Raw genomic sequence first — 24,068 nt, 5'->3', positions numbered from 1 at the left:
TGCATCGGTTAGCATAAGTCTTGGCATGGCTTGAGGTTATGGTTACTTTTGGCGAAGCAAATTATAACGTCTTGCCATGCTGTCTAAAAATCACTCTCGAAAGATCAACAGACCCTAATTCAGATTCGTTTTATTTAAATTGGCAAAATATAGAGTTAGAGATGCAGCAAATCTATGGCTTTAACCTAATGTCAGGAATAATCCCCTGCAGTAAAAGTAGCAGATCCAACATTTGCGCTAGCTCAACTTCCTAACATCTAATCTGCGAGATAGCGGTAGTTTGTTACCGCTTATCGTAACGTTTAAAAATTGACTGCTGCTCTCATTATCGCCCTTAAGTGCAATCTTAACTGCAATATGAAGCGCAACAATTAGAGGTTTAAATAGTAAATATCAATATTTCAACTTAGGCAAAAGTGTCGACTGACTCCCCTTTGCCCGCCTCTTTCGCGCGCTCTTGGGATGACTCATTCATTTTCTCTACTTTCTGAGGCGAGATATTGGCTTGTTTCTGTTGAGCTTGTATCGATGATGACTGCATGCTCGCAGATGATTGACCCACATTGGCGATATTCATGATGATTCCCCTCAACTAATGACAACGATTACACGCTTAGACATTAGAGCGGAAAACTTAAGTAACGCTTAAGCCTTTAGCCTATTTTTAATACAAAATAACAGACTTTTTTCCCATGCTCAGATAACGCTTACAGCCCGCAACAACAGGCATATAAAGGCGGATGCACTGACATTTTTATGCTCACGCTATCTCAGCAAAACATCCCACTTGTGACATGCGGCGCACAATGCCACAATGCCAGCAAAATCAATGCTTGCAAGCCAAGCGTCCATCCACACTGGAGCATCATTTTGACCCTCTACGGTATTAAGAATTGCGATACAGTGCGTAAAGCACGCAAATGGATTGAAAATCATCAACTTCCAGTTCACTTCCATGATTTTAGAGATGACGGCCTACGTCAAGAAGACCTCGAGTTCTGGTGTAAAGCCTCAGGCTGGGAAACCGTATTCAATAAGCGCAGCACGAGCTTTCGTGCACTCAGTGACGCAGACAAAACCGATATCGATCAAGCCAAAGCTATTCAACTTATGCTGGCGCAACCGACACTGATCAAACGCCCCGTCTTGGTCGTCGGTGAACACGTGCTGATTGGCTTTGATGAAGCCGCCTATAAAAGAGTATTTTCACTATGATGTCAGCCGACGATTATCCCGTAACTGAACTGACAAAAGCGCTGATCGCCCGCCCTTCGGTGACGCCACTTGATGAAGGTTGCCAAACCTTAATGGCTGAAAGACTCAGCGCCATCGGCTTTAATATCGAATCTATGGTATTTGAAGACACCACCAATATGTGGGCTCGCCGTGGCAATGAAGGTCCGGTCTTTTGTTTTGCCGGCCACACAGATGTTGTGCCAACAGGTGATGTGAGCCGCTGGCACACGCCGCCTTTTGTGCCCACCATTATCGATGGCTACTTATATGGCCGCGGCGCCGCAGACATGAAAGGTTCATTGGCGGCTATGGTCATTGCCACCGAACGTTTTGTGGCTAAACATCCCGATCATAATGGCTCAATCGCCTTTTTGATCACCAGCGATGAAGAAGGCCCCTTCATCAACGGCACGACGCGAGTCATTGATACCTTAGAAGCGCGCAACGAGAAGATCACCTGGGCGTTAGTCGGCGAACCCTCATCAACCCTAAAGCTGGGCGATGTGGTCAAAAATGGTCGCCGCGGCAGTTTAACCGGCAACTTAACCGTGAAAGGCATTCAAGGCCACGTGGCCTATCCACATCTTGCCGATAATCCAATCCACAAAGCCGCGCCTTTCTTGGCTGAGCTGAGTCAGATGCACTGGGATAATGGCAATGAGTTCTTTCCGCCCACCAGCTTCCAAATCGCCAATATTAATGGCGGCACCGGCGCATCGAATGTGATCCCCGGCGCACTGGACGTGATGTTTAACTTCCGTTACTCCACCGAAGTGACCGCCGAAATATTGATTGAACGGGTTGAAGCCTTATTGAAAGCCCACGAGCTAGACTACGATATTAGCTGGATTTTCAATGGCCTGCCATTTTTAACCGGCGATGGCCCACTGCTTGACGCGACCCGTATTGCTATTCGCCAAGTCACAGGCTATGAGACAGATCCACAAACCACAGGCGGCACATCGGACGGACGCTTTATCGCGCCAACGGGTGCCAAAGTGTTAGAGCTTGGCCCAGTGAACGCCACCATTCATAAAGTGAATGAATGCGTTAAAGTGGATGACCTTGAGCAGCTAGCCCTGTGTTATGAAGTGATTTTGGAACAACTATTGTGCTAACACACCTTGAGATCCGCCCCGAAACCGCAAGGCTTTACGGCTTAAACTCCCCTGAATTGGTGGAATATTTAAGTCCGTATCACCTTGGGTATCATAGCTTTTGGCTCGAAGCGAACACCGCCATCGCCTTTAATGCGATGGCGGAAAAAGCCAAAGATGCGGGCATAGCACTCGCCATCTGCTCTGCCCACCGCCCTTTTGAGCGACAATTGGCAATTTGGAATGCCAAAGCCAGTGGTAAACGCACGGTATTGGATGCCAACGAGCAGGCGGTAAGCATTAAGGGATTGAGTGATGACGCCATCGTCGACTTGATTTTGCTCTGGTCGGCACTGCCCGGCGCTTCGCGTCACCACTGGGGCACAGATCTTGATGTGTTCGATGCGAATCACATTGATGTCAAAGCCCTGCGTCTTGTTGAAGCTGAATATGTCCAAGCTGGCCCCTGCGCCAAACTGCATGCTTGGCTGGTGGAAAATGCCCATGATTTTGGCTTTTACTTCCCGTTTCAACAGGGACAAAGCGCGGTCAGTCCTGAGCCTTGGCACATCAGCTATTTCCCTGTATCACAATTATTATTGCCGCAATTCGATCGTGCCGAACTGGCAATTCTTTTAAAAAACAGTGATATGTTGCTAAAAGCTGCGGTACTCGCACGATTAGACTATCTAGTGGATGAATACGTGCTGCGTATTGCTCAGCCATAACTGTGGGATATTAGTCGCAGATTTTTGTAAAGGTTAAGCCCAGCGCTCTATCGCCAAAATGGGCACCGAAATGCGGCTTAACATAATGATATATTTGATTAAGTAGGTTTTATGAATTTGTCTTCACACCGTCAGCAGCTCATTATTGCCGATCGTAAATTAAGTTACCTTGATGTCGGTACAGGGCCTGTATTGTTGTTTGGCCACAGTTATTTGTGGGATAGCGCCATGTGGGCGCCTCAAATTGCCGCGCTAAGTGCCCATTACCGCTGTATCGTGCCAGAACTGTGGGGTCATGGTCAGTCAGAATTACTGCCCGATAATAGTAAAACCCTGCTCGATATTGCCGATCACATGTTGGCCTTAATGGATGATCTCGACATCACTGACTTTAGTGTTATCGGACTTTCAGTAGGTGCAATGTGGGGGGCCGAACTGGTACTCAAGGCGCCAGCAAGGGTGAAAACCTTAGTCATGATCGACAGTTTTATCGGTTTTGAACCCGAAGTGACCCGCGCGAAATATGATGGCATGCTGGATATGATTACCGCCGCTAAGGCGATTCCTGCGCCGCTTATCAGTGCGATTTCACCTTTGTTCTTCGCAAATAATGCCGCGCATAACACACCTGAACTGGTCGCTGGCTTTGAACACTCACTTGCCACAATCTCAGCAGAAAAAATCCCCACGATAGTGAAACTGGGACGAATGATTTTTGGTCGCCGCGATACCATGGAATGTGCGGAGCAGTTGACACTCCCCTGCCTCATCATGGCGGGCGTTGAGGATAAAGCGCGCAGTGTGCTAGAAAGCTACCTGATGAGTGATGCCATCGATGGCAGTCAGCTGGTGCACATTCCTGCGGCGGGACATATCTCGACCCTTGAACAAGCCGAATTTATCAATCAACACTTAGCCGATTTTCTCGCTAAACATCATTAATTAGTCGGTAAAATAATCCGATTAGCAGCAAGACGTTCGCAATAAACGCAAGTCATAGAAAATATTGAATACAATGATACGACCGCGTATTGGATAGACCAGCAGAAACAATTTTGCTGGTATACTCTTGCTAAAAATGTGCTGCTTGCATGAATTAGAGCATGAGAAGACATTTTATATGTCAATAAAACAATAGGTTAAAATGAAACTACTCAAACCTTTATTCGACAACAACCGCCGTTGGGCCGGACGTATACGTCAAGAAAACCCTGATTTTTTTGAGCAATTAGCGAAACAGCAACATCCTGAATACCTGTGGATTGGCTGCTCAGATAGTCGCGTACCGTCTAACCAAATCATCGATCTTATGCCGGGTGAAGTCTTTGTTCACCGCAATATTGCCAACATGGTGATCCATACCGATCTTAACTGCTTATCTGTGCTGCAATACGCCGTTGATGTGCTCAAGGTGAAGCACATTATGGTGGTGGGTCACTACGGCTGTGGTGGTGTGCGTGCGGCCATGAGTCAGCAACGCTTAGGCCTTATCGATAACTGGCTCGGGCATTTACGTGATATCTACCGTATCTATCAAGATGAATTAAAACAGATGGATGAAGCGAAACGTTTTGATCGCCTATGCGAGCTAAACGTGATTGAGCAGGTTGCCAACGTCACCAGTTCAACCATAGTGCAAGAAGCCTGGGATCGCGGCCAAGAAGTCGCAGTACACGGCTGGATTTACGGCATTGATAACGGTTTACTGACAGATTTAGATGTCACTGTCGATCGTGAACACGGCTTAGCCAATCCACGCTAACGGCCTGAATGTGTGCTTTTAACCCTTAGCTGAGTGTCATCTATGCTCAGATAAAACCTGCACCTGTGCAGGTTTTTCTTTTTCCATGGCAATTTTCAGCAATAAAACATCGCAAGGGTCTATTACCCCAGTTATAATCCGCCAGTTAATTGCAGCGCGACCTATGCGCGACATATTCTAAGGAGATACCTTCCATGCCCGGTTTTGAATTATTTGGTCCTGAAGAGAAGCAGGAAGTCGCTGACGTTATGGAAAACGGTTTTACCTTCCGTTACAACTTCGACCATATGCGTAATGATCGCTGGAAGACTCGCGATATGGAGCAACTGCTCTGCGAGAAAATGAACGTGAAGCATGCTCACCTTTTGTCAAGCGGCACCGCTGCACTGCAAACGGCCATGATGGCTGCGGGCATTGGCGCTGGCGACGAAGTTATCGTGCCACCTTTTACCTTTGTTGCCTCAGTTGAAGCGATTTTTATGGCAGGCGCGATTCCTATCTTTGCCGAAATCGACGAGACACTGTGTTTATCTCCAGAAGGTATTGAAGCCGCGATTACCCCACGTACTAAAGCGATTAACTTAGTGCACATGTGTGGTTCTATGGCGAAGATGGACGAGATCAAAGCCGTCTGTGCAAAACATAACATCAAGATTTTAGAAGATGCTTGCCAAGCCATTGGTGGCAGCTACAAGGGCCAAGCCTTAGGTACTATCGGTGATGTGGGTTGTTACTCATTCGATTCAGTCAAAACCATCACCTGTGGTGAAGGTGGCGCTGTAATCACTAATAACACTGAAATCTACAACAACGCGCACATGTTCTCCGATCACGGCCATGACCACATAGGTAAAGACCGCGGCGCTGAGTCACATCCAATCATTGGCTTGAACTTCCGTATTTCGGAAATGAACGCCGCCTTAGGTTTAGCGCAATTACGTAAACTCGATACCATTATCGATATCCAACGTAAAAACAAAAAAACCATTAAAGATGCGATGGCCGCTGCTATCCCAGAAGTAACCTTCCGCCTGATCCCCGATCCAGAAGGCGACTCAGCGGGCTTCTTAACCTTTATGTTGCCAACCGAAGCGCGTACTATCGAAATCAGCAAAAAACTGGCTGAAAACGGCGTCGATGGCTGCTTCTACTGGTATGTAAACAACTGGCATTATTTGAAAAACTGGAAACACATTCAGGAGCTTAAGGCATCTGCTGCGTTGCCAATCACATTAATCGCCGACAGACCTGACTATACTCAAGTTTCTGTGCCTAAATCCGATGCCATTATGAGCCGCACCATTTCTATGCTCATCAAGTTGTCTTGGACCGATGCTCAGATCGCTGAGCGTATCGAAAACATCAAGAAAGCATTTGCCCAATAATTCTACGGGAGTTTGTTGCAATGAGTTTTAAGAATTTTAAAGTAGTTGAAAAAATGATCTTCGGCCGTGGCTCATTCGTCCAATTGGATGAAGTGTTAGCTGCTGAACGTAAAACCGCCGACGACTTCGTGGTATTTTTAGTCGATGACGTGCATCAAGGCAAAGCCCTTGAGGGCCGCATCCCAGCTAAAGCACAAGACATGGTGATTTGGGTTAACGTTGATGAAGAGCCAAGCACCATTCAAATCGACACGTTAACAGAGCAAGTTCAAGCTTTTAATAGCAAACTGCCTGTCAGCGTAGTGGGTTTAGGTGGCGGTTCAACCATGGACGTGGCTAAAGCGGTATCGCTGATGCTGACGAACCCAGGTGGCTCTGCCATGTACCAAGGTTGGGACTTAATCAAGAACCCAGCGGTACACCACATTGGTATCCCAACGATTTCTGGTACTGGTGCAGAAGCGTCACGCACCGCCGTGTTATGTGGTCCAGTGCGTAAGCTAGGTCTGAACTCAGATTACACAGTATTCGATCAAATCATCATGGATTCTGAGTTAATCGAAGGCGTTGAAACGGACCAATGGTTCTATACAGGTATGGATTGCTATATCCACTGTGTTGAATCTTTACAAGGTACCTTCTTAAACGAATTCTCTAAATCCTACGCTGAAAAAGCCATGGATTTATGTCGCCAAGTGTACTTAGACGACCATATAGATAAAGACGACAAGCTGATGATGGCGTCTTTCATGGGCGGCATGAGCATAGCCTATAGCCAAGTGGGTGCCTGTCACGCGGTTTCTTACGGTCTGTCTTATATCCTGGGTTACCACCACGGTATCGGCAACTGTATCGCCTTTGACGTGTTAGAAGAATTCTATCCAGAAGGCGTCGAAGAGTTCCGTCTGATGATGAAGAAACATAACATCACACTGCCGAAGAACATCTGTAAAGATCTGCCAGACGAAACCATCGCTAAAATGGTTGCCGTGACTAAGAGCATGGGTCCACTATGGGCTAACGTTTACGGCGCGGGTTGGGAAGAGAAAGTCACAGATGAAATGTTGACTGCCCTGTTCCGTCGCATCTAAGCTCTAACACATATTAAAAGGGCTCAATTGTGAGCCCTTTTGTCTATATGCATTGTATTTCTACACTGTATATCTTTGATAAAAGTAGGATAATTTGATGAATGTGACTCTGTTAATCCCGGCTCGTTACGGTTCAAGCCGCTTCCCGGGCAAACCCTTAGCCCCGATTAACGGCAAGCCAATGATCCAACACGTGTATGAACGCGCGTCGTTAGCCAAAGGCCTCACCAATATTTATGTCGCTACCGATGATGACCGCATTAAAGCGGCCGTTGAAGGTTTTGGCGGTAAAGTGGTCATGACCAGCCCAGAAGCGGCATCGGGTACAGATCGTATCAATGATGCGATAAACCAACTGGGACTGAAAGATGACGACTTAGTGATCAACCTACAGGGCGATCAACCCCTTATTGACCCAACATCCATCGAGCAAGTCATCAGCCTCTTCGAGCGTCACCCAGGTGAGTTTGAAATGGCCACCTTAGGCTTTGAAATCGTGAATAAAGCCGAGCTTGACGATCCTATGCATGTGAAGATGGTGTTCGATAACAACAACTATGCCTTGTATTTCTCTCGTTCGCGTATTCCTTTTGGCCGCGACACCCAAGATTACCCCGTTTATAAGCACTTAGGTGTGTATGCTTATACCCGCAAATTCGTCCAAGCCTTCGCCGCCCTGCCATTAGGACGTCTAGAAGATCTGGAAAAACTCGAGCAATTACGTGCATTAGAATACGGCCATAAAATCAAAATCGCCATTAGCGCCTTTGATTCTATTGAAGTTGATACGCCAGAAGATATTCGTAAATGTGAGCAACGTTTAGCGGTTGATTGATCACCCGTGTGTCTTGCGCGCGAGTCTATTCGAAACAGGAGCTGAGTATGTCGACCTTAGAAGTCTGGATCATTATTATTTTGATCGTCGGTGTCATCGCCAGCAATCTTGCCGCGTTGAAGTACAGTGCTAAGTTCAAACTGCCGCAGTTCGGCCAACATGGTAAAGATAAGCAGATAAAGCCTACTGCTGAGCCTTCGGCAGCAGAGAATGACGCAGATGCGGCTTCAAATAAGCCGAGTTCTTCGGACTCAGAGCCCAATAAAACAGATGAGCCACCTAAGCGCTAAACTCAATAGTGGCTTTTAAAGAGTGAGTCTGAAGATGGCTCTTGAACACGCCTCTTAAAGACTGCGCTAAAAAGCTGAGCAATAACGTTAGTAAACATAGAAAAGGCGCCACAAGCGCCTTTTTTGTCTCTTATACCAATCGTATTAATCACAAGCTCGTCCACGCATCAACCTTAAGCTTTTTTCGCTGATGTGCGACTTAATGGCAGCTCCTCAAGGTGCGCCACTAAAAGGACTAAGAAGCGAAACAGGGATTTAATCCTCAGATCGTGGCTTTTATTGGGCTCGGCCGCGACTAATTTCTGCAGTGATTTGATTTTAGAGTAAGCATTCTCGACTAAAGCGTCGTTCTCTTTACCGACATACTTAGCAAACTCGGCAAATTCGCCAATAAACTTCAGGGTCACTTTACGGCGATTTAACGCAGTGAGTGCGGCGCCCTCTTTCAGTTTTGCCTCAAAAATACTGCATTCTAAACCGCTGGCGATCGCGCTTTGCGATAAACCGCTGCTTAAGGCATCGGCCAGAAAACCCAAATTGGCTTTTAACTCAAAGGCAATCGCGTGCTTACTGGCGCTCGATTGCTGCCAGCGACTGCGTTCCTTATCGAAAATATCGTATAGCTCTTTCCAAATGCTCATGCGCTTTGCCTACCTTGCACTGAATCACTCCCTTTCGTTTAATGGCACTCGACTTTATTTTTTTAATACTAGCGACTGAAAGTTATCATAAATTTAAGATTTTCGGCATAGCGCTATGATAAATAATGAGTTAAATAATGGGTTAATGCACATTCACACTAAAACTAAAATCGGCATAAAAAAATGGCCCGAACGAGTCGGGCCATAGTGCAACCATATTCAAATCGAGAGCAATGTATGAGCTGCCTGAGCGAGAAACGAACTCAGTGCTAACTCATGGTTAACTCACAGCTAATCCAATGAAATATAAAGTTAAAGCACTTGCGATTTTTTCGCGTTATTTTTCTCGGCGGCGAGTCGACGCTGCGCTTCTTTTTTCTCGCGGCGCGCTTCAATCACTTGATTCACATCGCTACCGATATGCGCTTCGTTACGGGCTTTTGCCAGATTCACTTGGCGCTCACGCTCAACAAAACGTTTACGCTGCTCGTCAGAAATTTTATCGATACAATGTGGACAACTGACACCTTGCACATAGGCAGGGCTCTGTTTTTCAACTTCAGTGATTGGCATGCGGCAAGCATTACATTGATCGTATTGACCTTTCTTCAAGTCATGGTTAACCGCGACGCGGTTATCGAACACGAAGCACTCGCCTTCCCACAGACTTTCTTCTGCTTTGACTTCTTCAAGGTATTTAAGAATGCCGCCTTCGAGATGATACACCTCGTCAAAGCCTTGCTCTTTTAAATAAGCAGTTGATTTCTCACAGCGAATACCACCAGTACAGAACATGGCAACCTTTTTATGTTTAGAAGGATCAAGATTCTGCTTCACATATTCGGGGAATTCTCTGAAGGTTTCAGTCACAGGGTTAACGGCATTTTTAAAAGTGCCGATTTGCACTTCATAGTCATTACGGGTGTCGACTAAAATCACGTCAGGATCAGAAATCAGCGCATTCCAATCTTGAGGCTTAACATAGGTACCAACCACTTTAAGTGGATCAATGCCTTCAACGCCCATAGTGACGATTTCGTTTTTCAGTTTGACTTTAGTGCGGTAGAACGGCATTTCATCGTCGAATGACAATTTGTGAACAATATTGTCTAGGCCGTTTTGGCTATTAAGCCAAACCAATAATGCTTCAATCGCTTCTTGGGTGCCGGCAACTGTGCCATTAATCCCTTCGCTTGCGAGGAGCAGAGTGCCTTTGATCTCGGCCTGTTCCATCATGGCGAGCAGTGGCGCTCGGATAGATTCAAAATGCGGTAAAGACACGAATTTATATAACGCACACACGACGACTTTAGTCATAACACCCTCTTTGCTAGCTGGAACTTAATTTCCAGTGCATAAACAAATCAATCATCTGTAGACTGGCTACAGATCCCAAAATAGCGCGGAATTCTACCTGAGTCACAGCAAGATAAACACAGATAAAATGCAGGGTCTTTAATTCTTTACGCACAGAGGTAAGAAAAATCATTTTCTGCTGGCAAATTAAGCAGAAATTTCAATATGAAAGCGTTACCATCTGCGCCCTTTGCACACTGCCTGATTGGCACGCGGCATTCGTACTGGCACACTCGAGTCGTCAATAAGCATATACATGTAAAAGACACAAGCCGACACCTGAATTCGTCGTATCAACTTACGTCGCATTAGCGCCACACAGTAGAGGAAATCCTAATGGCTTTAGCCGTTTTATACACTTTTCGCCGTTGCCCTTATGCCATGCGAGCGCGTTTGGGACTCTTACTCGCCCAATGCAATGTTGAAGTCCGCGAAATCACCCTTAAAGCTAAACCAGCGCAAATGCTTGCCGCTTCACCCAAAGGGACCGTGCCGGTATTAGTGCTAGCCAATGGCGAAGTGATTGCCGAAAGTCTTGAGATCATGCGCTGGGCACTAACGCAAGCTGATCCTTTAGATCTGCTATGTCAGCAAAGCACTGTAATTGCAGATAAAATGGCGCAGCTTATCACGCAAAATGATCAACAATTTAAGCCATGGCTCGACCGCTATAAATATGCTGACCGTTACCCTGAGCAAACGCAAGCTGACTATTATCAGCAAGCGAGCCATTTCCTCACTCAACTTGAAGCATGCTTAGGGCAACACTCCTTTTTAGTTGCCGATACACCTCGCCTTGCGGACTACGCCATCGTGCCTTTTATACGCCAATTTGCCGCAGTGGATCTTAAACGTGCACTGAGCGATGATTTTCCGCGACTCGCCGCTTGGCTAGAAAACCTCATTTCGAGTGAAATATTTATTCGTGCGATGGAAAAATATGTGATCTGGGACGCTAGCCATTCTCCAACTTGCTTGTTAGGAGACATGTAACCCAATAAGATTTAAAGATTATTTTTATTTTATGTTATAGCCATCGGTAAAATATTCGAGTAAGGTATTTAACAGTTAGTGAGGTCGCTAATTTAGCTACAGATCACTAGGCAAGCTTCTCAAGATAAATGTAACCGCGCTTAATGTATTTCAAAGGCGTGAATGATAGAACACAAGGATAAGGCAGTTGGAACATATGGATATCAATATCATTATTATGCTTGGGGGCCTGATGCTACTGCATTTTCTTTTCGCCCTACGAGCCTTCAAAAGTAAAGTGGATCTCAGCACCAACAAAAAATGGTTATGGTGCCTACTCAGTTTGATCCTCGGCCCTATGGGATATTACGGTTATCACGGTTTTATTCCCCTCGATAGAATTCTCAAAGACTAAGCCGTCAAACACCATCACATTGGGCGACAACACTTGCTACAGCATCATTGACCCGCCCAATTCAAAGACTAATTTCAAACAAATCAAAGCACATAAATAAGCATTTAAATAAATACTTACAAGCACTTAAACAAGAAAAAAATAGCGCAAGCTTAGGCTGCGCTATTTTAATGACCCCTCTTTTACAAAACCTTGAAATTTAAATCATTCGCTATAAATGGCTATGCAACAGCACAGCATCATCGGGGACTTTTTGGATCACAGGCGCTTGCCCTTCAGCCAAGGCTTGTTTATAACTTTGATTCATTTTAAGGGCGAGATACAAATCTGGCCGGATCAGAATGCCGCCTTCCCCTGTCTGCATACCCGCTTGCTCGAACCAACTCAGCATCTGTCGTTTACGCCCCGCAAGCACTAAGCGTACTCCACGCTTTTTAAGCAATTGATGTAAATCAGCCAACATGGCCATCACACTTAAATCTAAATGGGTAAAGCAAGGCACAGCATCAATAATGATGCAATCGACCGGCTCAGATTCCCGAATAAACTTTTCCAGTAAACGGCGCTTAAAATACGTCGCATTAAAGTAAGTTAACGGCGAATTAAAGCGATACATAAACACGCCAGGCACAGATTTGGCTTTACCCGAATCATCGACGCTGCGGATAACGCCCTTATGATCTAAGCCAAGCACTTGATCCGTGGGGCGCATTACCGTCGCAAGGAACTGGAACAACCCCAGTAACACGGCCAAAGTGATCCCAGGAATCACCCCAATAAACAGCACTGAGAACAAGGTAATACACGCAAGCAAGAAAGCTGATTTATCGCGCACACGCAGATTCCACAGCGACTTAAGATCGATAAGCGAAATAGAGGCAATCACCAATACCACCCCTAATGCTGCGCTAGGGATGTATTTCAACGGCGCAGTAAAAAACAGTGCGACAACGCCAATCAATACCGCAGCTATGATGGACACTAACTGACTCTTACCGCCATTAGCATCGTTCACCGCAGTGCGGGAATCGGCGCCGCTCACCGCAAACCCTTGGGAGATGGCAGATGCGATATTAGCTAAACCTAACGCCCTGAATTCTTTATCTGCATCTATATCGTAACCATTTTTTGCCGCAAAACTTCGGGCCGTCAGCATCATGCTCACAAAGCTCACCATGGCTAAGTTGAGCGCAGGCACCACCAACTCACGGGCGATCCCCAAATCAAAAGCCGGTGCTTGGAATGAAGGTAATCCAGAGGTCACCTCTCCGACAACGCTAATGTCAAAGCTCGTCAGGTTAAATACCCAAACAAGGAACGCCGCCATCGCCATCGCGCACATAGATGCGGGCCATTGTGGACGAAACCGTTTCACTAAGGCATAGGTCGCCAGCGTCACAATCCCCATCGCCAAGGTCGGCCAATGGGTTTTTGATAAATAAGAAGGGGCGCCGCTGAGGCGTTCGATTAAATAGCGCTCGTCGAAGGTAAAACCAAAAATCTTCGAAAATTGTCCGACGATAATGGTGATCGCGACCCCGTTCAGCAATCCCATCAAAATCGGCTTTGACAGAAAGTCAGCGAGCACACCCAACTTAAAACGGCTCGCGATCAGGCACCAAAAGCCTGTCATGGCTGTCATTGTCATGACTAACTGCCAGTGCTTCATGCTATCGCCTGCAGCAAGGGGCGTAACAACGGCGGCGATAACGGCGCAGGTCGCCGCATCTGGACCCACGATTAATTGCTTTGAGGTCCCAAATAGCGCGTATACCAGCATAGGCAAAACGCAGGAGTACAAACCCACAGCAGCATTGACGCCTGTGAGCTGGGCATAGGCAATCGCGACAGGGAGTGCCACGGCGGCAACGGACAAGCCTGCGCGCACATCATCCCTAAGCCATTGCTTTTCATATTGTAATAATTGCGCCAATCCCGGCATAAACGAAATCAAACTAGGAAACTTCACTCGGCAACCTCCATTCACACCATCAAGATAAGCACTAATCAGTATAACCGAGACTGAAAATATTCAGCGAAAAGGTCATTACCTAAAAGCCAGCAATAGTATGTTGGTTATGGCATAAAGCCAATCATTACGCGAGTATTTTCCTCAGAATATTTATGGAGTTAGGCGCTGAATAAACACTAAGTTAGCGCAATATCATCGGCAGTGACACTAAAAGTAAACTGCCCATAAACCAATTAAAATGACGCTTACGTCTATCCGTATTGAGTTTCTTACTGATCGCCGCACCGACAAACACCCAAGTAAATGACGCCGGAAATCCCACTACGTTAAAGGTTAATACCCCAAGAAAGGCACTGAGCCAAAAGCCATCGCCGCCTAATGTGAAAGCGCTGCACAGGGTAATTGTCGACATCCAAGACTTAGGGTTAATCCATTGAAACAAGGCGGCCTCAATCAGGGTCATAGGTTTTCGGCCGTCATCAAGATGCGTGCTCTGCACTGGCGACGTCACTAATTTGTACGCGAGATACAACAAATACGCCAAAGCGAAATATTTCAATACTTGGTGCAATATCGGTAATGCTTCAAACAAGGTTCCAAGCCCGAATAACACTGCAAGATGTAAGGAGGTCGAACCTAAGCGGATACCTGCAATGTGCGGCACAGTGCGCATCACACCAAAATGCGCACCGGAACTGGCCAATAGCACATTGTTTGGTCCGGGCGTCATAGACATAGTGGCGCAAAACAGCGCAGTCGAGGCCATCAAAGTCCATAATTGTGGATCGTAGAGTAATGCAGTATTCATATTCACCTTAAATTGTATGCATACATTTATTGACACAAACAGATGCAATAAATAATATACGGGGAATATTAGAGATCAATGGATTTATTGTCATGGGTACAATCTGGACGCCAGACCTAACTGCTTTTTCAGGCCCGAAATATCAGCGCTTAGTCAGTGCGATAGAACAAGGCATTTTGCAGAAGGTGTTAACCCAAGGCAGTAAACTGCCACCGCAGCGCCGTTTAGCCGATGCCTTAGGCATCACTATTGGTACTGTGACCCGCGCCTATGCATTGGCGGAACAAAGGGGTTACGTTGAAGCACGCGTCGGTGATGGCACCTATGTCAACGCCTCTCCGGTACCAGAGATAGGTAACGTACAATTGAATATGGCGACCTGCCAGCAGCCACTCACGGATCAAATTAGCACTCTCAGTGATTGCCTCAGCCAATTAGCAAAAGACCCGACAAAGCTCAGCCAGTTACTGGGTTATCGCGCCAGTCCATTAGATCAACACCAACAAGTGTTTCATCAATGGCTTAACCAACGCGGCATACAACAAACGCCTGAGCAACTGATCTTTACCCACGGCGGCCAGCAAGCGATTTTTGCCTGTTTGAGTGCATTTTTATCGACGGGCGATGTGCTGCTGCACGAGCAATACAGTTATCCAGGCGTGAGAATTTGCGCTAAGCAGCTCGGCGTGACCAACATTGGTGTGCCCCTCGCCCATGAAGGTGTGGATCTCGCCCGCTTTGAGGCGTTAGTGCAAATCCATCATCCCAAGTTAGTTTATCTAACCCTGAATAATCAAAACCCTACCTGTATTCAATACAGTGATTCACAGCGACAAAAACTCCTCGAATTGGCCGAGCAGTATCAGTTTTATATCATTGAAGATGATGTGAATTATTGTTTACCCGAAGAGTGGCATTCGCCTCTTTGGCAATTAGCAAAACAGCTGGCTATCCCACGGGTGATTTATATTTCTAGCCTGTCCAAATTGTTTTCTGGCGGCCTAAGGCAAGGTTTTATTCTGGTGCCTGAACCACTTATCGCCCAAGTGCGACTCGCGATTCATAGCCAATGCTGGATGGTATCGCCGCTGAACATTGAAATAGCCTGTCAGTTGATTAAGAAAGGCCAAATTACTGCCGATCGCGATACCATAGTTCGCCAACGGCAATGCATCTGTATCGCCATGGGCGAACGACTGGGATTAACCCAAACTTGGCGAGGACTGAACGGTTGGCTACAACTGCCAGAAGATATCAAGGCCCATCACCTCGTCACTGCGCTAGCTGCCAAAGGCATTTTGATCCGTAATGGAGATGACTTTAATTGCCATGATAATTTTATTCGCTTGAGCCTTGGCGGCGCCGAAAACGACACTCAATTTCAACATGCGATTGAGTGTATCGAGGCGACGATTCACTCCCTGGTACAAAATGCCTATTCAGTGGTGTAATAGCGCTTAAAAACCTCAGAACTCAGCCAATTTTTATGCGCCATGTCAGATGAAGTTAATTCACACTAAATGGCTAATTTATAAAATTAGAGAGCATAAAAAAGCGCCAGTAGCATGTATGCTACTGGCGCTGATGTGACTGACAAGCTTGATGAACAAGCAATTAGCTATAACTCACTAGCGCACCATTATTTAATCTTTAGTTGGTAAACACTCGTCGTGCCGCTGACTTCATTGCCTATGATTAACAAAGGATTACCGTTAGGGCTTTTATCGGCACTGACAAACTTCATCCCTTCTGGCCCTAAATCACCCGCCAATGTTGCATCCCCTTTGACTTCACCCGTATCTGTATTGATAACAAAGTCGGCATCAAAATCACGATTCACAACATAGTCGATAAAATGCACATCGAAGGGATTGGTCACGTCATAGATCATAAAGCCTGAAGTACGCTCCAAACCAACAAAGGCATATAGTCGTTGACCAATTTGCCCCAGGGCTAAGGCTTCTGGCTCTGGTCCTTTGTCATCGCTGCGGCTATCACCTTTATTTTCTTCGTTATTATTGTTGAAGTGACTGCCTAAAAGTGCCGCGGTAATACGTTCAAAATCACTCGCACTGTCAAAGACTTGCTGACCGTCTGCGCTCCAAATCGAGAATGAGCGAGCACCGAAGCTGACTATCTTGTCGTAATCGCCGTCCTTATCGTCGTCACCCATGCTAGTGGTCACTTTAAGGCGGGCTAACTGCGTTTTATCTTTTGCAGCGGCAAATTGTGGGTGATTTGGGTCGAGCACTAAATCCCCTGCGCGGGCTTCTTCAGAAAAGCCCGCATAATCACGGGAATCACCTTCGTTGGCCGTAACGATAAAGTCGGTATTGTTCCAACGGTAGGTCGCGACAGTATCGGGTTGATACATGCCGTAGACGCCTGTGTAGCTTTGCAGGTTGACAAGATTGTCTTTGTCACTCGCATCAATTTTATTCACTTCAAGTCCGTAATCCTTAAGGCCTAGTGGTAAAATCTTGGCGACTTTGGCATTGGCGATATCAATTACGGCAATGGCATTGTTCTCTTGCAAACTGACAAACGCACGGCTGTTATCTTGGCTAATGGCGATATATTCAGGTTCTAAATCCTGCGCCACACTCGCCATTGGGCCATTGATTTTAATGTCTGGCGTGATCTCACTGGCACGTGCACCGCCCTGATTAAATTCACTAAAACCGATAATAGTCGCAGTGGCTGCGGGCTTACTATCAGTAATTGCAATCAGCGCCACACTGCCTTCAGGATCTAAGGTATAGGCTGGATTTGGCTCCCCTTCATTAGCCACTAATAAGGTTTTACCATCGTGGGTAAATGCCACGTTATCGGGTAAAGCGCCGACTTCTACCGCGCTGATATACTGCGGTGCATCTGTGCCGTTAAGCTGATAAAAAGCGACAAAACCATTGGCTTGGGTTTTATTGCCGTCAGCATCGCCACGTTCAATCGCAGCCGCTAACAAGTTGCCTGAAATGCTCACACTGTTAACGCTACCCATAAAGGTTTGGCCAACGTCTTTAGCAACATCAAGTTCGCCAAATTTTTCGAGATTATTCAATGCTAACGGATCAGCGGCATTGGATGCGGTTGCTAATAAACTGCCATCAATAATGTCCACTTTGCCGCTAATGGCATTGACCACAAAAATACGGTTAGATGCACTGTGATATTCAACGATTTCAGCGGCACTTAAGCCATAAACGCCAGTCTGATGACGACCAATTAACTCAGCTTTTAAGCCTGCAGTTTGTGGCTGGCAAACATATTGGGTTTGCGCTGCTGCAATTTCGCTGTCATCTAATTGTCCATTATTGTTAGCATCTAATCCGGTATCGATTCGCTGGCCACCGGCGGGACAATGTGCATCACCGATATTCAATGCCGTCACGTTAACCAGTGAATTTAAGCCGTTGTCTCCTTTATCACCTGCTGCGCCATCATCACCGCTACAGGCTCCGAGTAATAAGCTCGCCATAATGGCAGCGGCTAGCGGAAGTCGTTGTGTTTTCATCGTGTCATTCCTGAATATTTTATTTTTAGTAGGGTGAAGCTAAAGCCCACTAAACTAGTCAGCATAAAAGACGCTGGGATGACAAAGCCGTGACACTCAGATGACATCTCGCACTTTAGAATGAGTCAGTTTGAACTATAAGGATGTGAAGGACTAAGATGTAAAGAACTGAGTTACAAAGGGCTGCAATTTGATAAGAAAGACTTGATAAGAAAGATTTAAATGAAGAATCTTGTGAAGATAACGGCTCAATCCACTAAAGTGATGCCTCGATAATCAAACTTACCACTTAGTTACAATTTAATCGGTAAAATACAGTAAAGAAATCAGCGCAAAGATTGGTTTATTTGTCCGAGCACTTTACTATGCTATTGCTTACTGTCTGAACTATGCAAATAGACAATACCGCAATTCACTTTTGCCTAAACCCCGCCAATGATCTTGATCATGTGCTCTCGCGCTTAGTGTAGAAACAGGTAGCGCAGGAACTGGCTTCAAAATGGCGGATTAATCGTGAATTGTCCTAGTACAATTTAAACCACACCGCATAAACCTGTGAAATACGCTTTCAATTCTTTCGCCACCCGAGGTAACAGTGGACCCACAATCACAACCTTCTGCCCATAACGGCAGACGTATACCGAATTTAGCGCTGCTTATTCCCATGCTTGCGGCGATTGTCGCGATCACGCCATTGGCCATCGACATGTACTTACCTGCGATGTCGACATTGGCACTCAGTTTTCATACCGATGTCACGACAGTGCAACAGTCCCTGAGTATCTACTTAGCGGGTTACGCGCTGGGCATGTTATGTTTCGGCCCCCTAGCCGACCGCATTGGTCGTCGCCCTATGGTGATATTGGGACTGAGTGGATTTATGCTCACCAGCTTACTGATTGGGTTTGCGGGTCAAGTCGAAGTCTTTCTTGGACTACGTTTTTTACAGGCCTTTATCGGCGCGGCTGCGACTGTGGTGGTGCCGGGATACATCAAAGAAGTCTATGGTGATAATACCGCCAAGGGTATGTCATACGTGAGTTTAATCATGATGTTAGCGCCATTACTCGCACCTAGCATTGGCAGCGTGATCCTCGAACTCGGTGATTGGCATTTAATCTTCTTCATTCAATCCGCCTATGCCGCAACCCTGTTATTACTGGTGCTATTGGCGCTAAAAATGCCCAGCGATAAAGATATGGATACCCGCAGCCAGAAATCGTTTCTTGGCGCCTATGCGACCGTATTTTCTCGCCCTGGCGTTAAGCTAAACATTGCCAGCGGCGTGTTAACGTCTTTTTCATTTTTCTGTTATCTCACCGCATCGCCCTTCGTTTACATGGAAGTCTTTGCCTTAGATAAATCCTATTTTGCCATCTTGTTTAGCACTAACGTCGGCGCTTTGATGTTGGCCAATATCATTAATACGCGCATCGTGGGCCGTTATGGTTCGCTACGTATGTTGCATGTGTCGACCTTTTTCGGGGCGATTGCTGGTGTCGGTTTATTAACCGTAAACCTGCTGGATATGAGCTATCACTTTACCGTGATCATGCTTATTCCTTTGATGGGTAGCCTAGGGGTGATGTCAGTCAATGCCGATGCGATAGTACTGATGAAGTTCAAGCAAGAAACGGGAACCGCAACCGCAGTTATTGGCACCTTAAGATTTGGCTGTGGCGCACTGGCGGGCCCGTTATTGGCGGTGTTTTACGATGGCACAGCCGTGCCCTTCTCTGCACTCATGTTAGGTTCTATTGTGTTAGTCGGTATTTGCCAATTCAACCGTCCAAAGCATCAAATACCGCCGACGGTTTAAGGATCTATTTTTAAAAGCCATGGATACCAATGCCACATCGGCAACACATGTTTGATCGCGTGAAAACAGCGCATTGGCTTTCACAGATGTAGCAAATAAGTAATATTTAATCGCGACAGTTAAGTATCTGCTTATCTAACCTCCCACACCAAAACGGCACTTTTAGTGTCGTTTTTGCTTTTTAAGCATCTAACAATCTGAAAAATATAAAATAAGTCCATAAATCAGCCTAGGTTACTTGGCGATTCCAGCAAGTTATCGATCAATTCAAACGTGAAATTGTTTCAAGTTGGTTATTTTTTACATAAAAGGCTTGAAATGTTGTTTTTTTTGAATATGATGAAATTCTGTTCATTGCAACAGTTGCTGCATCCTAAGGGATGAGTCACTTGTCTTCGACGAAGTCAGTTCAGCATTTCGGAGTCTGAATTACCCTTCAGGCTTAATTTTTAGAGCGATTACCGTCGCTGTAACAAGATACTGTTTACCGTAACGGTACTATGCAATAGGAGTTCCACATGGAGATGTTATCCGGCGCCAGCATGATAGTGCGTTCTTTGATCGATGAAGGCGTAAAGCACATTTTTGGCTATCCTGGCGGTTCAGTTTTAGATATCTACGACGCCCTGCACGTTATCCCCGGTATTGAACACATACTCGTTCGCCACGAACAAGCCGCCGTACACATGGCCGATGGCTACGCCCGTGCCACGGGTAAAGTGGGCGTGGTATTAGTCACCTCAGGCCCAGGCGCGACCAACGCGATTACCGGTATTGCCACCGCTTACATGGATTCTATCCCCCTTGTGGTGTTATCGGGTCAAGTCCCGAGCAATCTTATCGGTAACGATGCCTTCCAAGAATGCGACATGATAGGTATCTCTCGCCCTGTGGTGAAACACAGCTTTTTAGTTAAAGATCCGACTGAAATTCCTGAAATTATTAAAAAGGCTTTTTACATTGCCTCTACTGGCCGTCCCGGTCCTGTGGTTGTCGATCTGCCAAAAGATTGTTTAAACCCCGCCCTGCTGCACGAATATTGCTACCCAGAAAGCGTCAAAATGCGCTCGTACAATCCAACGACATCAGGCCATAAAGGTCAGATCCGCCGTGGTCTTCAAGCCCTGTTAGCCGCGAAAAAACCGGTACTTTATGTCGGTGGCGGCGCGATTATCTCAGGTTGTGATAAGCAAATTCTGCAATTAGCTGAGAGATTAAACATTCCCGTCGTCAGCACGCTGATGGGACTTGGCGCCTTTCCAAGCACCCACAAAAACAGTTTAGGCATGCTTGGGATGCACGGTCGCTACGAAGCCAACATGACAATGCATAACTGCGATTTGATCTTCGGTATTGGTGTACGCTTCGACGATAGAACCACCAATAATGTGGAAAAATACTGTCCGAACGCGACCATTTTGCATATCGACATCGATCCCTCTTCTATTTCGAAAACTATCCACGTAGATATTCCTATCGTGGGTTCGGCCGACAGTATTTTAGACAGCATGTTGGCACTGTTAGATGAATCGAACGAACACAACGACAACGATGCCATTGCCACTTGGTGGAATGACATTGAACAATGGCGCAGCCGCGATTGTCTGGCCTATGACAAAAACAGTGGCCGTATCAAACCACAGCAAGTGATTGAAACCTTGTATAAGCTAACCAATGGTGATGCCTATGTCGCATCAGATGTTGGCCAGCACCAAATGTTTGCTGCCTTGTACTATCCGTTCGATAAGCCGCGCCGCTGGATCAACTCAGGTGGCCTAGGGACGATGGGATTCGGCCTGCCCGCCGCAATGGGCGTGAAAATGGCCATGCCTGACGCTACTGTTGTGTGTGTCACGGGTGATGGTTCTATCCAGATGAACATTCAAGAGCTTTCGACCGCGCTGCAATATGATACGCCGGTAAAAATTATCAACTTAAACAATCGTTTCCTTGGCATGGTAAAACAATGGCAGGACATGATTTACTCTGGCCGTCACTCACATTCCTATATGGATTCAGTGCCAAATTTTGCCAAAATTGCCGAGGCCTATGGTCATGTTGGCATGACGATCAGCGATCCCGCCGAACTTGAGTCAAAAATGGCTGAAGCGCTGGCGATGAAAGACAGACTGGTCTTTATCGACATCATGGTGGATGAAACTGAGCACGTGTACCCCATGTTGATCCGCGGTGGTGCGATGAATGAAATGTGGCTGACCAAGACGGAGAAATGCTAATGCGTCGAATTATATCTGTATTATTAGAAAACCAATCCGGCGCCCTGTCTCGTGTGGTCGGTTTGTTTTCACAGCGCGGTTATAACATTGAAAGTTTAACAGTGGCGCCAACGGACGATATCACCCTGTCGCGGCTTAATATCACAGTCGTTGCCGACGAAATGGTATTAGAGCAGATAGAGAAGCAGCTACATAAGTTAATCGATGTGTTAAAAGTATCGAATATTACTGAGTCTGCTTATATTGAACGTGAGCTTGCCCTTGTCAAGGTCCGTGCCCAAGGTGAATTTAGGGAAGAAGTGAAACGCATGGCGGATATTTTCCGCGGTCAAATTGTCGATGTCACCGCCAATTTATACACCATCCAAATGGTGGGCACGTCAGACAAACTCGATGCGTTTATTCATGCGCTGGGGGAAGTCACCAAACTGGTCGAAGTCTCTCGCTCCGGCGTGGTGGGTTTGGCCCGTGGTGAAAAGGCCATGAAAGCGTAACTTTCTCACGGAGTTCTCGCGGACATTTTTCGCGTCAACACCAAAACATCAAGGGGAGCATAATGCTCCCCTTATTTTTAGGCGGTTATCACAGCGTCAATTATGACTGGCTGTCTAACAAGCGCGATGAGGTGATTTCAATTTTGCGTGGTTTCAATGCTTCAGGAATTTCACGCACTAAATCAACATTGAGTAAGCCATTTTCTAAACTTGCACCGAGCACAGTAACATAGTCTGCCAGCTGGAAAGTACGCTCAAAACCGCGTTCAGCTATGCCTTGATACAGGTATTTACGCTCGGTTTGGCTTTCGGCTTTATTGCCTTTCACCAGTAATTTTTCACCTTCACTGCTGATCTCAAGTTCATCCATTGAGAATCCCGCTACGGCCATCGTTATGCGATAACGATTTTCGCCGAGTAATTCGATGTTATATGGAGGATAACCTGAGTTGCCATTATTGGCAGCGGCATGTTCTGCCAATTGCGCTAAACGGTCAAAACCAATGGCACTGCGGTAAAGTGGTGTTAAATCATAAGTACGCATATTCATATCCTTGTCTTAAGCAATATGGAGAATTGGCGGACTGTTTTCAGGATGAAAACGGTTGTAGAGTCTGCCGAATTAAATCTTCTGTCCTTACGGCACAGAATTCACACTAGGACCCTCATCGAGCGATCCTGAAATAGATATAAGGACGGGAGAGAAAATTTCAAGCAAAAAAATTAAAAAAATGTGCAGAATTTTAAAAGAACAATAAAAACAAACGCTAATTCAACTTTAAAACGGTGAATCGAGACGTGATTGGTATCGCTGCATTAGATTCATTGCGCACGGCAATCTGTATTCGCTAAATTGCAGCCAATAAAAAAGGAGCCTAGGGCTCCTTTTTCAGTCTTAGCATCGAATTAACGAGTGCGTGGACACAGTTCTTCAGCGCTGAAGAAGTAAGCAATTTCACGAGCAGCAGATTCAACAGCATCAGAGCCGTGAGCCGCGTTTTCGTCAATGCTTTCAGCGAAATCAGCACGGATAGTACCAGGAGCCGCTTGAGCTGGGTTAGTTGCACCTAAAATTTCACGGTGAGCTAAAACAGCGTTTTCGCCTTCTAATACTTGGACCATGATAGGACCAGAAGTCATGAATGCAACCAGAGCACCGAAGAAGCCGCGCTCGCTATGCTCAGCATAGAAACCTTCAGCTTGTTCTTTGGTCAGGTGTAACATTTTTGATGCAACGATCTTAAGACCAGCAGTTTCAAAACGATTGTAGATAGCACCGATGTGGTTTTTTGCAACAGCATCAGGTTTGATAATAGAAAATGTGCGTTCGATCGCCATAACTAGCTTCCTTTGTCAGCAAGTTTAAAAAATTCGCGCGGATTATACGAAATTTAAAAGCTAAATCCTATCTTTATA

23 protein-coding genes are annotated in these 24,068 nt (G+C 46.1%); 15 read left to right on the top strand and 8 right to left on the bottom strand.

Going from position 1 to position 24,068, the window contains the following annotated elements; genetic code table 11:
• Positions 1-406: 406 nt before the first annotated feature.
• The gene (locus KV201_RS03360; protein WP_226058496.1) at positions 407-577 is read right to left on the bottom strand and encodes a hypothetical protein; all 171 of its coding nucleotides are present in this window, start codon (positions 575-577) and stop codon (positions 407-409) included.
• Positions 578-870: 293 nt separating this feature from the next.
• On the opposite strand from KV201_RS03360, the gene KV201_RS03355 reads away from it, so the two are divergent.
• The 9 genes from KV201_RS03355 (at position 871) to KV201_RS03315 (ending at position 8,424) form a co-directional block, all read left to right on the top strand.
• Complete coding sequence (locus KV201_RS03355) at positions 871-1,215, top strand: ArsC family reductase (RefSeq protein WP_006086822.1); 345 nt, start codon at positions 871-873, stop codon at positions 1,213-1,215.
• Entirely contained in the window at positions 1,215-2,354 is a 1,140-nt protein-coding gene (gene dapE / locus KV201_RS03350; RefSeq protein ID WP_226058499.1) for a succinyl-diaminopimelate desuccinylase, read from the top strand. Before KV201_RS03355 ends, dapE begins: the two co-directional genes overlap by 1 nt.
• Positions 2,348-3,061 carry a M15 family metallopeptidase gene (locus tag KV201_RS03345; protein ID WP_226058494.1) on the top strand — a complete coding sequence of 238 codons (714 nt, stop codon included), beginning with the start codon at positions 2,348-2,350 and terminating at the stop codon, positions 3,059-3,061. The genes dapE and KV201_RS03345 overlap by 7 nt, the downstream gene beginning before the upstream one ends.
• 111 nt (positions 3,062-3,172) lie before the next feature.
• Positions 3,173-4,003, top strand: coding sequence for an alpha/beta fold hydrolase (locus KV201_RS03340; protein ID WP_226058493.1), 831 nt, complete (start codon positions 3,173-3,175; stop codon positions 4,001-4,003).
• A 202-nt stretch (positions 4,004-4,205) separates the two neighbouring features.
• Positions 4,206-4,823: a carbonate dehydratase gene (can, locus tag KV201_RS03335; protein ID WP_006081831.1), complete on the top strand. Its 618-nt coding sequence runs from the start codon at positions 4,206-4,208 to the stop codon at positions 4,821-4,823.
• Between the two features lie 194 nt (positions 4,824-5,017).
• Positions 5,018-6,208, top strand: coding sequence for an 8-amino-3,8-dideoxy-alpha-D-manno-octulosonate transaminase KdnA (kdnA, locus tag KV201_RS03330; RefSeq protein WP_006081832.1), 1,191 nt, complete (start codon positions 5,018-5,020; stop codon positions 6,206-6,208).
• 20 nt (positions 6,209-6,228) lie between these two features.
• On the top strand, positions 6,229-7,299 hold the full coding sequence (gene kdnB, locus KV201_RS03325; protein ID WP_006086829.1) for a 3-deoxy-alpha-D-manno-octulosonate 8-oxidase KdnB: 1,071 nt from the start codon (positions 6,229-6,231) through the stop codon (positions 7,297-7,299).
• A 97-nt stretch (positions 7,300-7,396) separates the two neighbouring features.
• The gene (gene kdsB, locus KV201_RS03320) at positions 7,397-8,134 is read left to right on the top strand and encodes an 8-amino-3,8-dideoxy-manno-octulosonate cytidylyltransferase KdsB (protein WP_006081834.1); all 738 of its coding nucleotides are present in this window, start codon (positions 7,397-7,399) and stop codon (positions 8,132-8,134) included.
• Between the two features lie 47 nt (positions 8,135-8,181).
• The gene (locus KV201_RS03315) at positions 8,182-8,424 is read left to right on the top strand and encodes a DUF2897 family protein (protein ID WP_006086830.1); all 243 of its coding nucleotides are present in this window, start codon (positions 8,182-8,184) and stop codon (positions 8,422-8,424) included.
• A 173-nt stretch (positions 8,425-8,597) separates the two neighbouring features.
• Here the strand turns inward: KV201_RS03315 and KV201_RS03310 are convergent, their stop codons facing one another.
• Together KV201_RS03310 and KV201_RS03305 are read right to left on the bottom strand one after the other, a co-directional pair.
• Positions 8,598-9,065, bottom strand: coding sequence for a hypothetical protein (locus KV201_RS03310; RefSeq protein ID WP_226058492.1), 468 nt, complete (start codon positions 9,063-9,065; stop codon positions 8,598-8,600).
• Between the two features lie 312 nt (positions 9,066-9,377).
• Positions 9,378-10,382, bottom strand: coding sequence for a rhodanese-related sulfurtransferase (locus KV201_RS03305; protein ID WP_226058491.1), 1,005 nt, complete (start codon positions 10,380-10,382; stop codon positions 9,378-9,380).
• Between the two features lie 375 nt (positions 10,383-10,757).
• Here KV201_RS03305 and KV201_RS03300 point away from each other — a divergent pair, with 375 nt between their 5' ends.
• Both KV201_RS03300 and KV201_RS03295 read left to right on the top strand, forming a co-directional pair.
• Positions 10,758-11,414 (top strand): glutathione S-transferase, encoded by a 657-nt coding sequence (locus KV201_RS03300; RefSeq protein WP_226058490.1) that lies wholly within the window; start codon positions 10,758-10,760, stop codon positions 11,412-11,414.
• A gap of 196 nt (positions 11,415-11,610) precedes the next feature.
• On the top strand, positions 11,611-11,808 hold the full coding sequence (locus tag KV201_RS03295) for a hypothetical protein (protein ID WP_006081839.1): 198 nt from the start codon (positions 11,611-11,613) through the stop codon (positions 11,806-11,808).
• A gap of 211 nt (positions 11,809-12,019) precedes the next feature.
• On the opposite strand, the gene KV201_RS03290 is transcribed toward KV201_RS03295, so the two are convergent.
• Together KV201_RS03290 and KV201_RS03285 are read right to left on the bottom strand one after the other, a co-directional pair.
• Positions 12,020-13,777, bottom strand: a complete 1,758-nt coding sequence (locus KV201_RS03290) for a SulP family inorganic anion transporter (RefSeq protein ID WP_226058489.1) — start codon at positions 13,775-13,777, stop codon at positions 12,020-12,022.
• Positions 13,778-13,961: 184 nt separating this feature from the next.
• A complete protein-coding gene (locus KV201_RS03285) occupies positions 13,962-14,588 on the bottom strand; it encodes a LysE family translocator (protein WP_006081841.1) in 627 nt (208 codons plus the stop codon).
• 92 nt (positions 14,589-14,680) lie between these two features.
• Here KV201_RS03285 and KV201_RS03280 point away from each other — a divergent pair, with 92 nt between their 5' ends.
• Positions 14,681-16,039: a PLP-dependent aminotransferase family protein gene (locus KV201_RS03280; protein WP_226058488.1), complete on the top strand. Its 1,359-nt coding sequence runs from the start codon at positions 14,681-14,683 to the stop codon at positions 16,037-16,039.
• Between the two features lie 188 nt (positions 16,040-16,227).
• Here KV201_RS03280 and KV201_RS03275 read toward each other — a convergent pair whose 3' ends face one another.
• Positions 16,228-18,102 (bottom strand): choice-of-anchor I family protein, encoded by a 1,875-nt coding sequence (locus KV201_RS03275; protein WP_226058487.1) that lies wholly within the window; start codon positions 18,100-18,102, stop codon positions 16,228-16,230.
• Between the two features lie 595 nt (positions 18,103-18,697).
• Between KV201_RS03275 and KV201_RS03270 the strand changes: the two genes are divergently transcribed.
• The 3 genes from KV201_RS03270 to ilvN all read left to right on the top strand — a co-directional run bounded on the left by KV201_RS03270 (position 18,698) and on the right by ilvN (position 22,652).
• Positions 18,698-19,921, top strand: coding sequence for a multidrug effflux MFS transporter (locus KV201_RS03270; RefSeq protein ID WP_115334503.1), 1,224 nt, complete (start codon positions 18,698-18,700; stop codon positions 19,919-19,921).
• A 518-nt stretch (positions 19,922-20,439) separates the two neighbouring features.
• Complete coding sequence (locus KV201_RS03265) at positions 20,440-22,158, top strand: acetolactate synthase 3 large subunit (RefSeq protein ID WP_006081845.1); 1,719 nt, start codon at positions 20,440-20,442, stop codon at positions 22,156-22,158.
• Positions 22,158-22,652 carry an acetolactate synthase small subunit gene (gene ilvN, locus KV201_RS03260; RefSeq protein ID WP_006081846.1) on the top strand — a complete coding sequence of 165 codons (495 nt, stop codon included), beginning with the start codon at positions 22,158-22,160 and terminating at the stop codon, positions 22,650-22,652. Before KV201_RS03265 ends, ilvN begins: the two co-directional genes overlap by 1 nt.
• A 100-nt stretch (positions 22,653-22,752) precedes the next feature.
• On the opposite strand, the gene KV201_RS03255 is transcribed toward ilvN, so the two are convergent.
• Positions 22,753-23,196, bottom strand: coding sequence for an Hsp20 family protein (locus tag KV201_RS03255; protein ID WP_006081847.1), 444 nt, complete (start codon positions 23,194-23,196; stop codon positions 22,753-22,755).
• Between the two features lie 362 nt (positions 23,197-23,558).
• Positions 23,559-23,990 (bottom strand): nucleoside-diphosphate kinase, encoded by a 432-nt coding sequence (ndk, locus tag KV201_RS03250; protein ID WP_006081848.1) that lies wholly within the window; start codon positions 23,988-23,990, stop codon positions 23,559-23,561.
• Positions 23,991-24,068 lie beyond the last annotated feature (78 nt).

It is taken from the genome of Shewanella sp. SR1 (assembly GCF_020447145.1).
Classification (GTDB): Bacteria; Pseudomonadota; Gammaproteobacteria; order Enterobacterales; family Shewanellaceae; genus Shewanella; species Shewanella baltica.
Note: the sequence above shows the minus strand (reverse complement) of the source record. Positions and strands in the feature narration are given on the sequence as shown.

Excerpts from the sequence above, each read along its gene's own strand:
- KV201_RS03360 (WP_226058496.1), bottom strand. The coding sequence starts at position 577 with ATGAATATCGCCAATGTGGGTCAATCATCTGCGAGCATGCAGTCATCA.
- dapE (WP_226058499.1), top strand. The coding sequence starts at position 1,215 with ATGTCAGCCGACGATTATCCCGTAACTGAACTGACAAAAGCGCTGATC.
- KV201_RS03340 (WP_226058493.1), top strand. The coding sequence starts at position 3,173 with ATGAATTTGTCTTCACACCGTCAGCAGCTCATTATTGCCGATCGTAAA.
- can (WP_006081831.1), top strand. The coding sequence starts at position 4,206 with ATGAAACTACTCAAACCTTTATTCGACAACAACCGCCGTTGGGCCGGA.
- kdnA (WP_006081832.1), top strand. The coding sequence starts at position 5,018 with ATGCCCGGTTTTGAATTATTTGGTCCTGAAGAGAAGCAGGAAGTCGCT.
- kdnB (WP_006086829.1), top strand. The coding sequence starts at position 6,229 with ATGAGTTTTAAGAATTTTAAAGTAGTTGAAAAAATGATCTTCGGCCGT.
- kdsB (WP_006081834.1), top strand. The coding sequence starts at position 7,397 with ATGAATGTGACTCTGTTAATCCCGGCTCGTTACGGTTCAAGCCGCTTC.
- KV201_RS03315 (WP_006086830.1), top strand. The coding sequence starts at position 8,182 with ATGTCGACCTTAGAAGTCTGGATCATTATTATTTTGATCGTCGGTGTC.
- KV201_RS03310 (WP_226058492.1), bottom strand. The coding sequence starts at position 9,065 with ATGAGCATTTGGAAAGAGCTATACGATATTTTCGATAAGGAACGCAGT.
- KV201_RS03305 (WP_226058491.1), bottom strand. The coding sequence starts at position 10,382 with ATGACTAAAGTCGTCGTGTGTGCGTTATATAAATTCGTGTCTTTACCG.
- KV201_RS03300 (WP_226058490.1), top strand. The coding sequence starts at position 10,758 with ATGGCTTTAGCCGTTTTATACACTTTTCGCCGTTGCCCTTATGCCATG.
- KV201_RS03295 (WP_006081839.1), top strand. The coding sequence starts at position 11,611 with ATGGATATCAATATCATTATTATGCTTGGGGGCCTGATGCTACTGCAT.
- KV201_RS03285 (WP_006081841.1), bottom strand. The coding sequence starts at position 14,588 with ATGAATACTGCATTACTCTACGATCCACAATTATGGACTTTGATGGCC.
- KV201_RS03280 (WP_226058488.1), top strand. The coding sequence starts at position 14,681 with ATGGGTACAATCTGGACGCCAGACCTAACTGCTTTTTCAGGCCCGAAA.
- KV201_RS03275 (WP_226058487.1), bottom strand. The coding sequence starts at position 18,102 with ATGAAAACACAACGACTTCCGCTAGCCGCTGCCATTATGGCGAGCTTA.
- KV201_RS03265 (WP_006081845.1), top strand. The coding sequence starts at position 20,440 with ATGGAGATGTTATCCGGCGCCAGCATGATAGTGCGTTCTTTGATCGAT.
- ilvN (WP_006081846.1), top strand. The coding sequence starts at position 22,158 with ATGCGTCGAATTATATCTGTATTATTAGAAAACCAATCCGGCGCCCTG.
- KV201_RS03255 (WP_006081847.1), bottom strand. The coding sequence starts at position 23,196 with ATGCGTACTTATGATTTAACACCACTTTACCGCAGTGCCATTGGTTTT.
- ndk (WP_006081848.1), bottom strand. The coding sequence starts at position 23,990 with ATGGCGATCGAACGCACATTTTCTATTATCAAACCTGATGCTGTTGCA.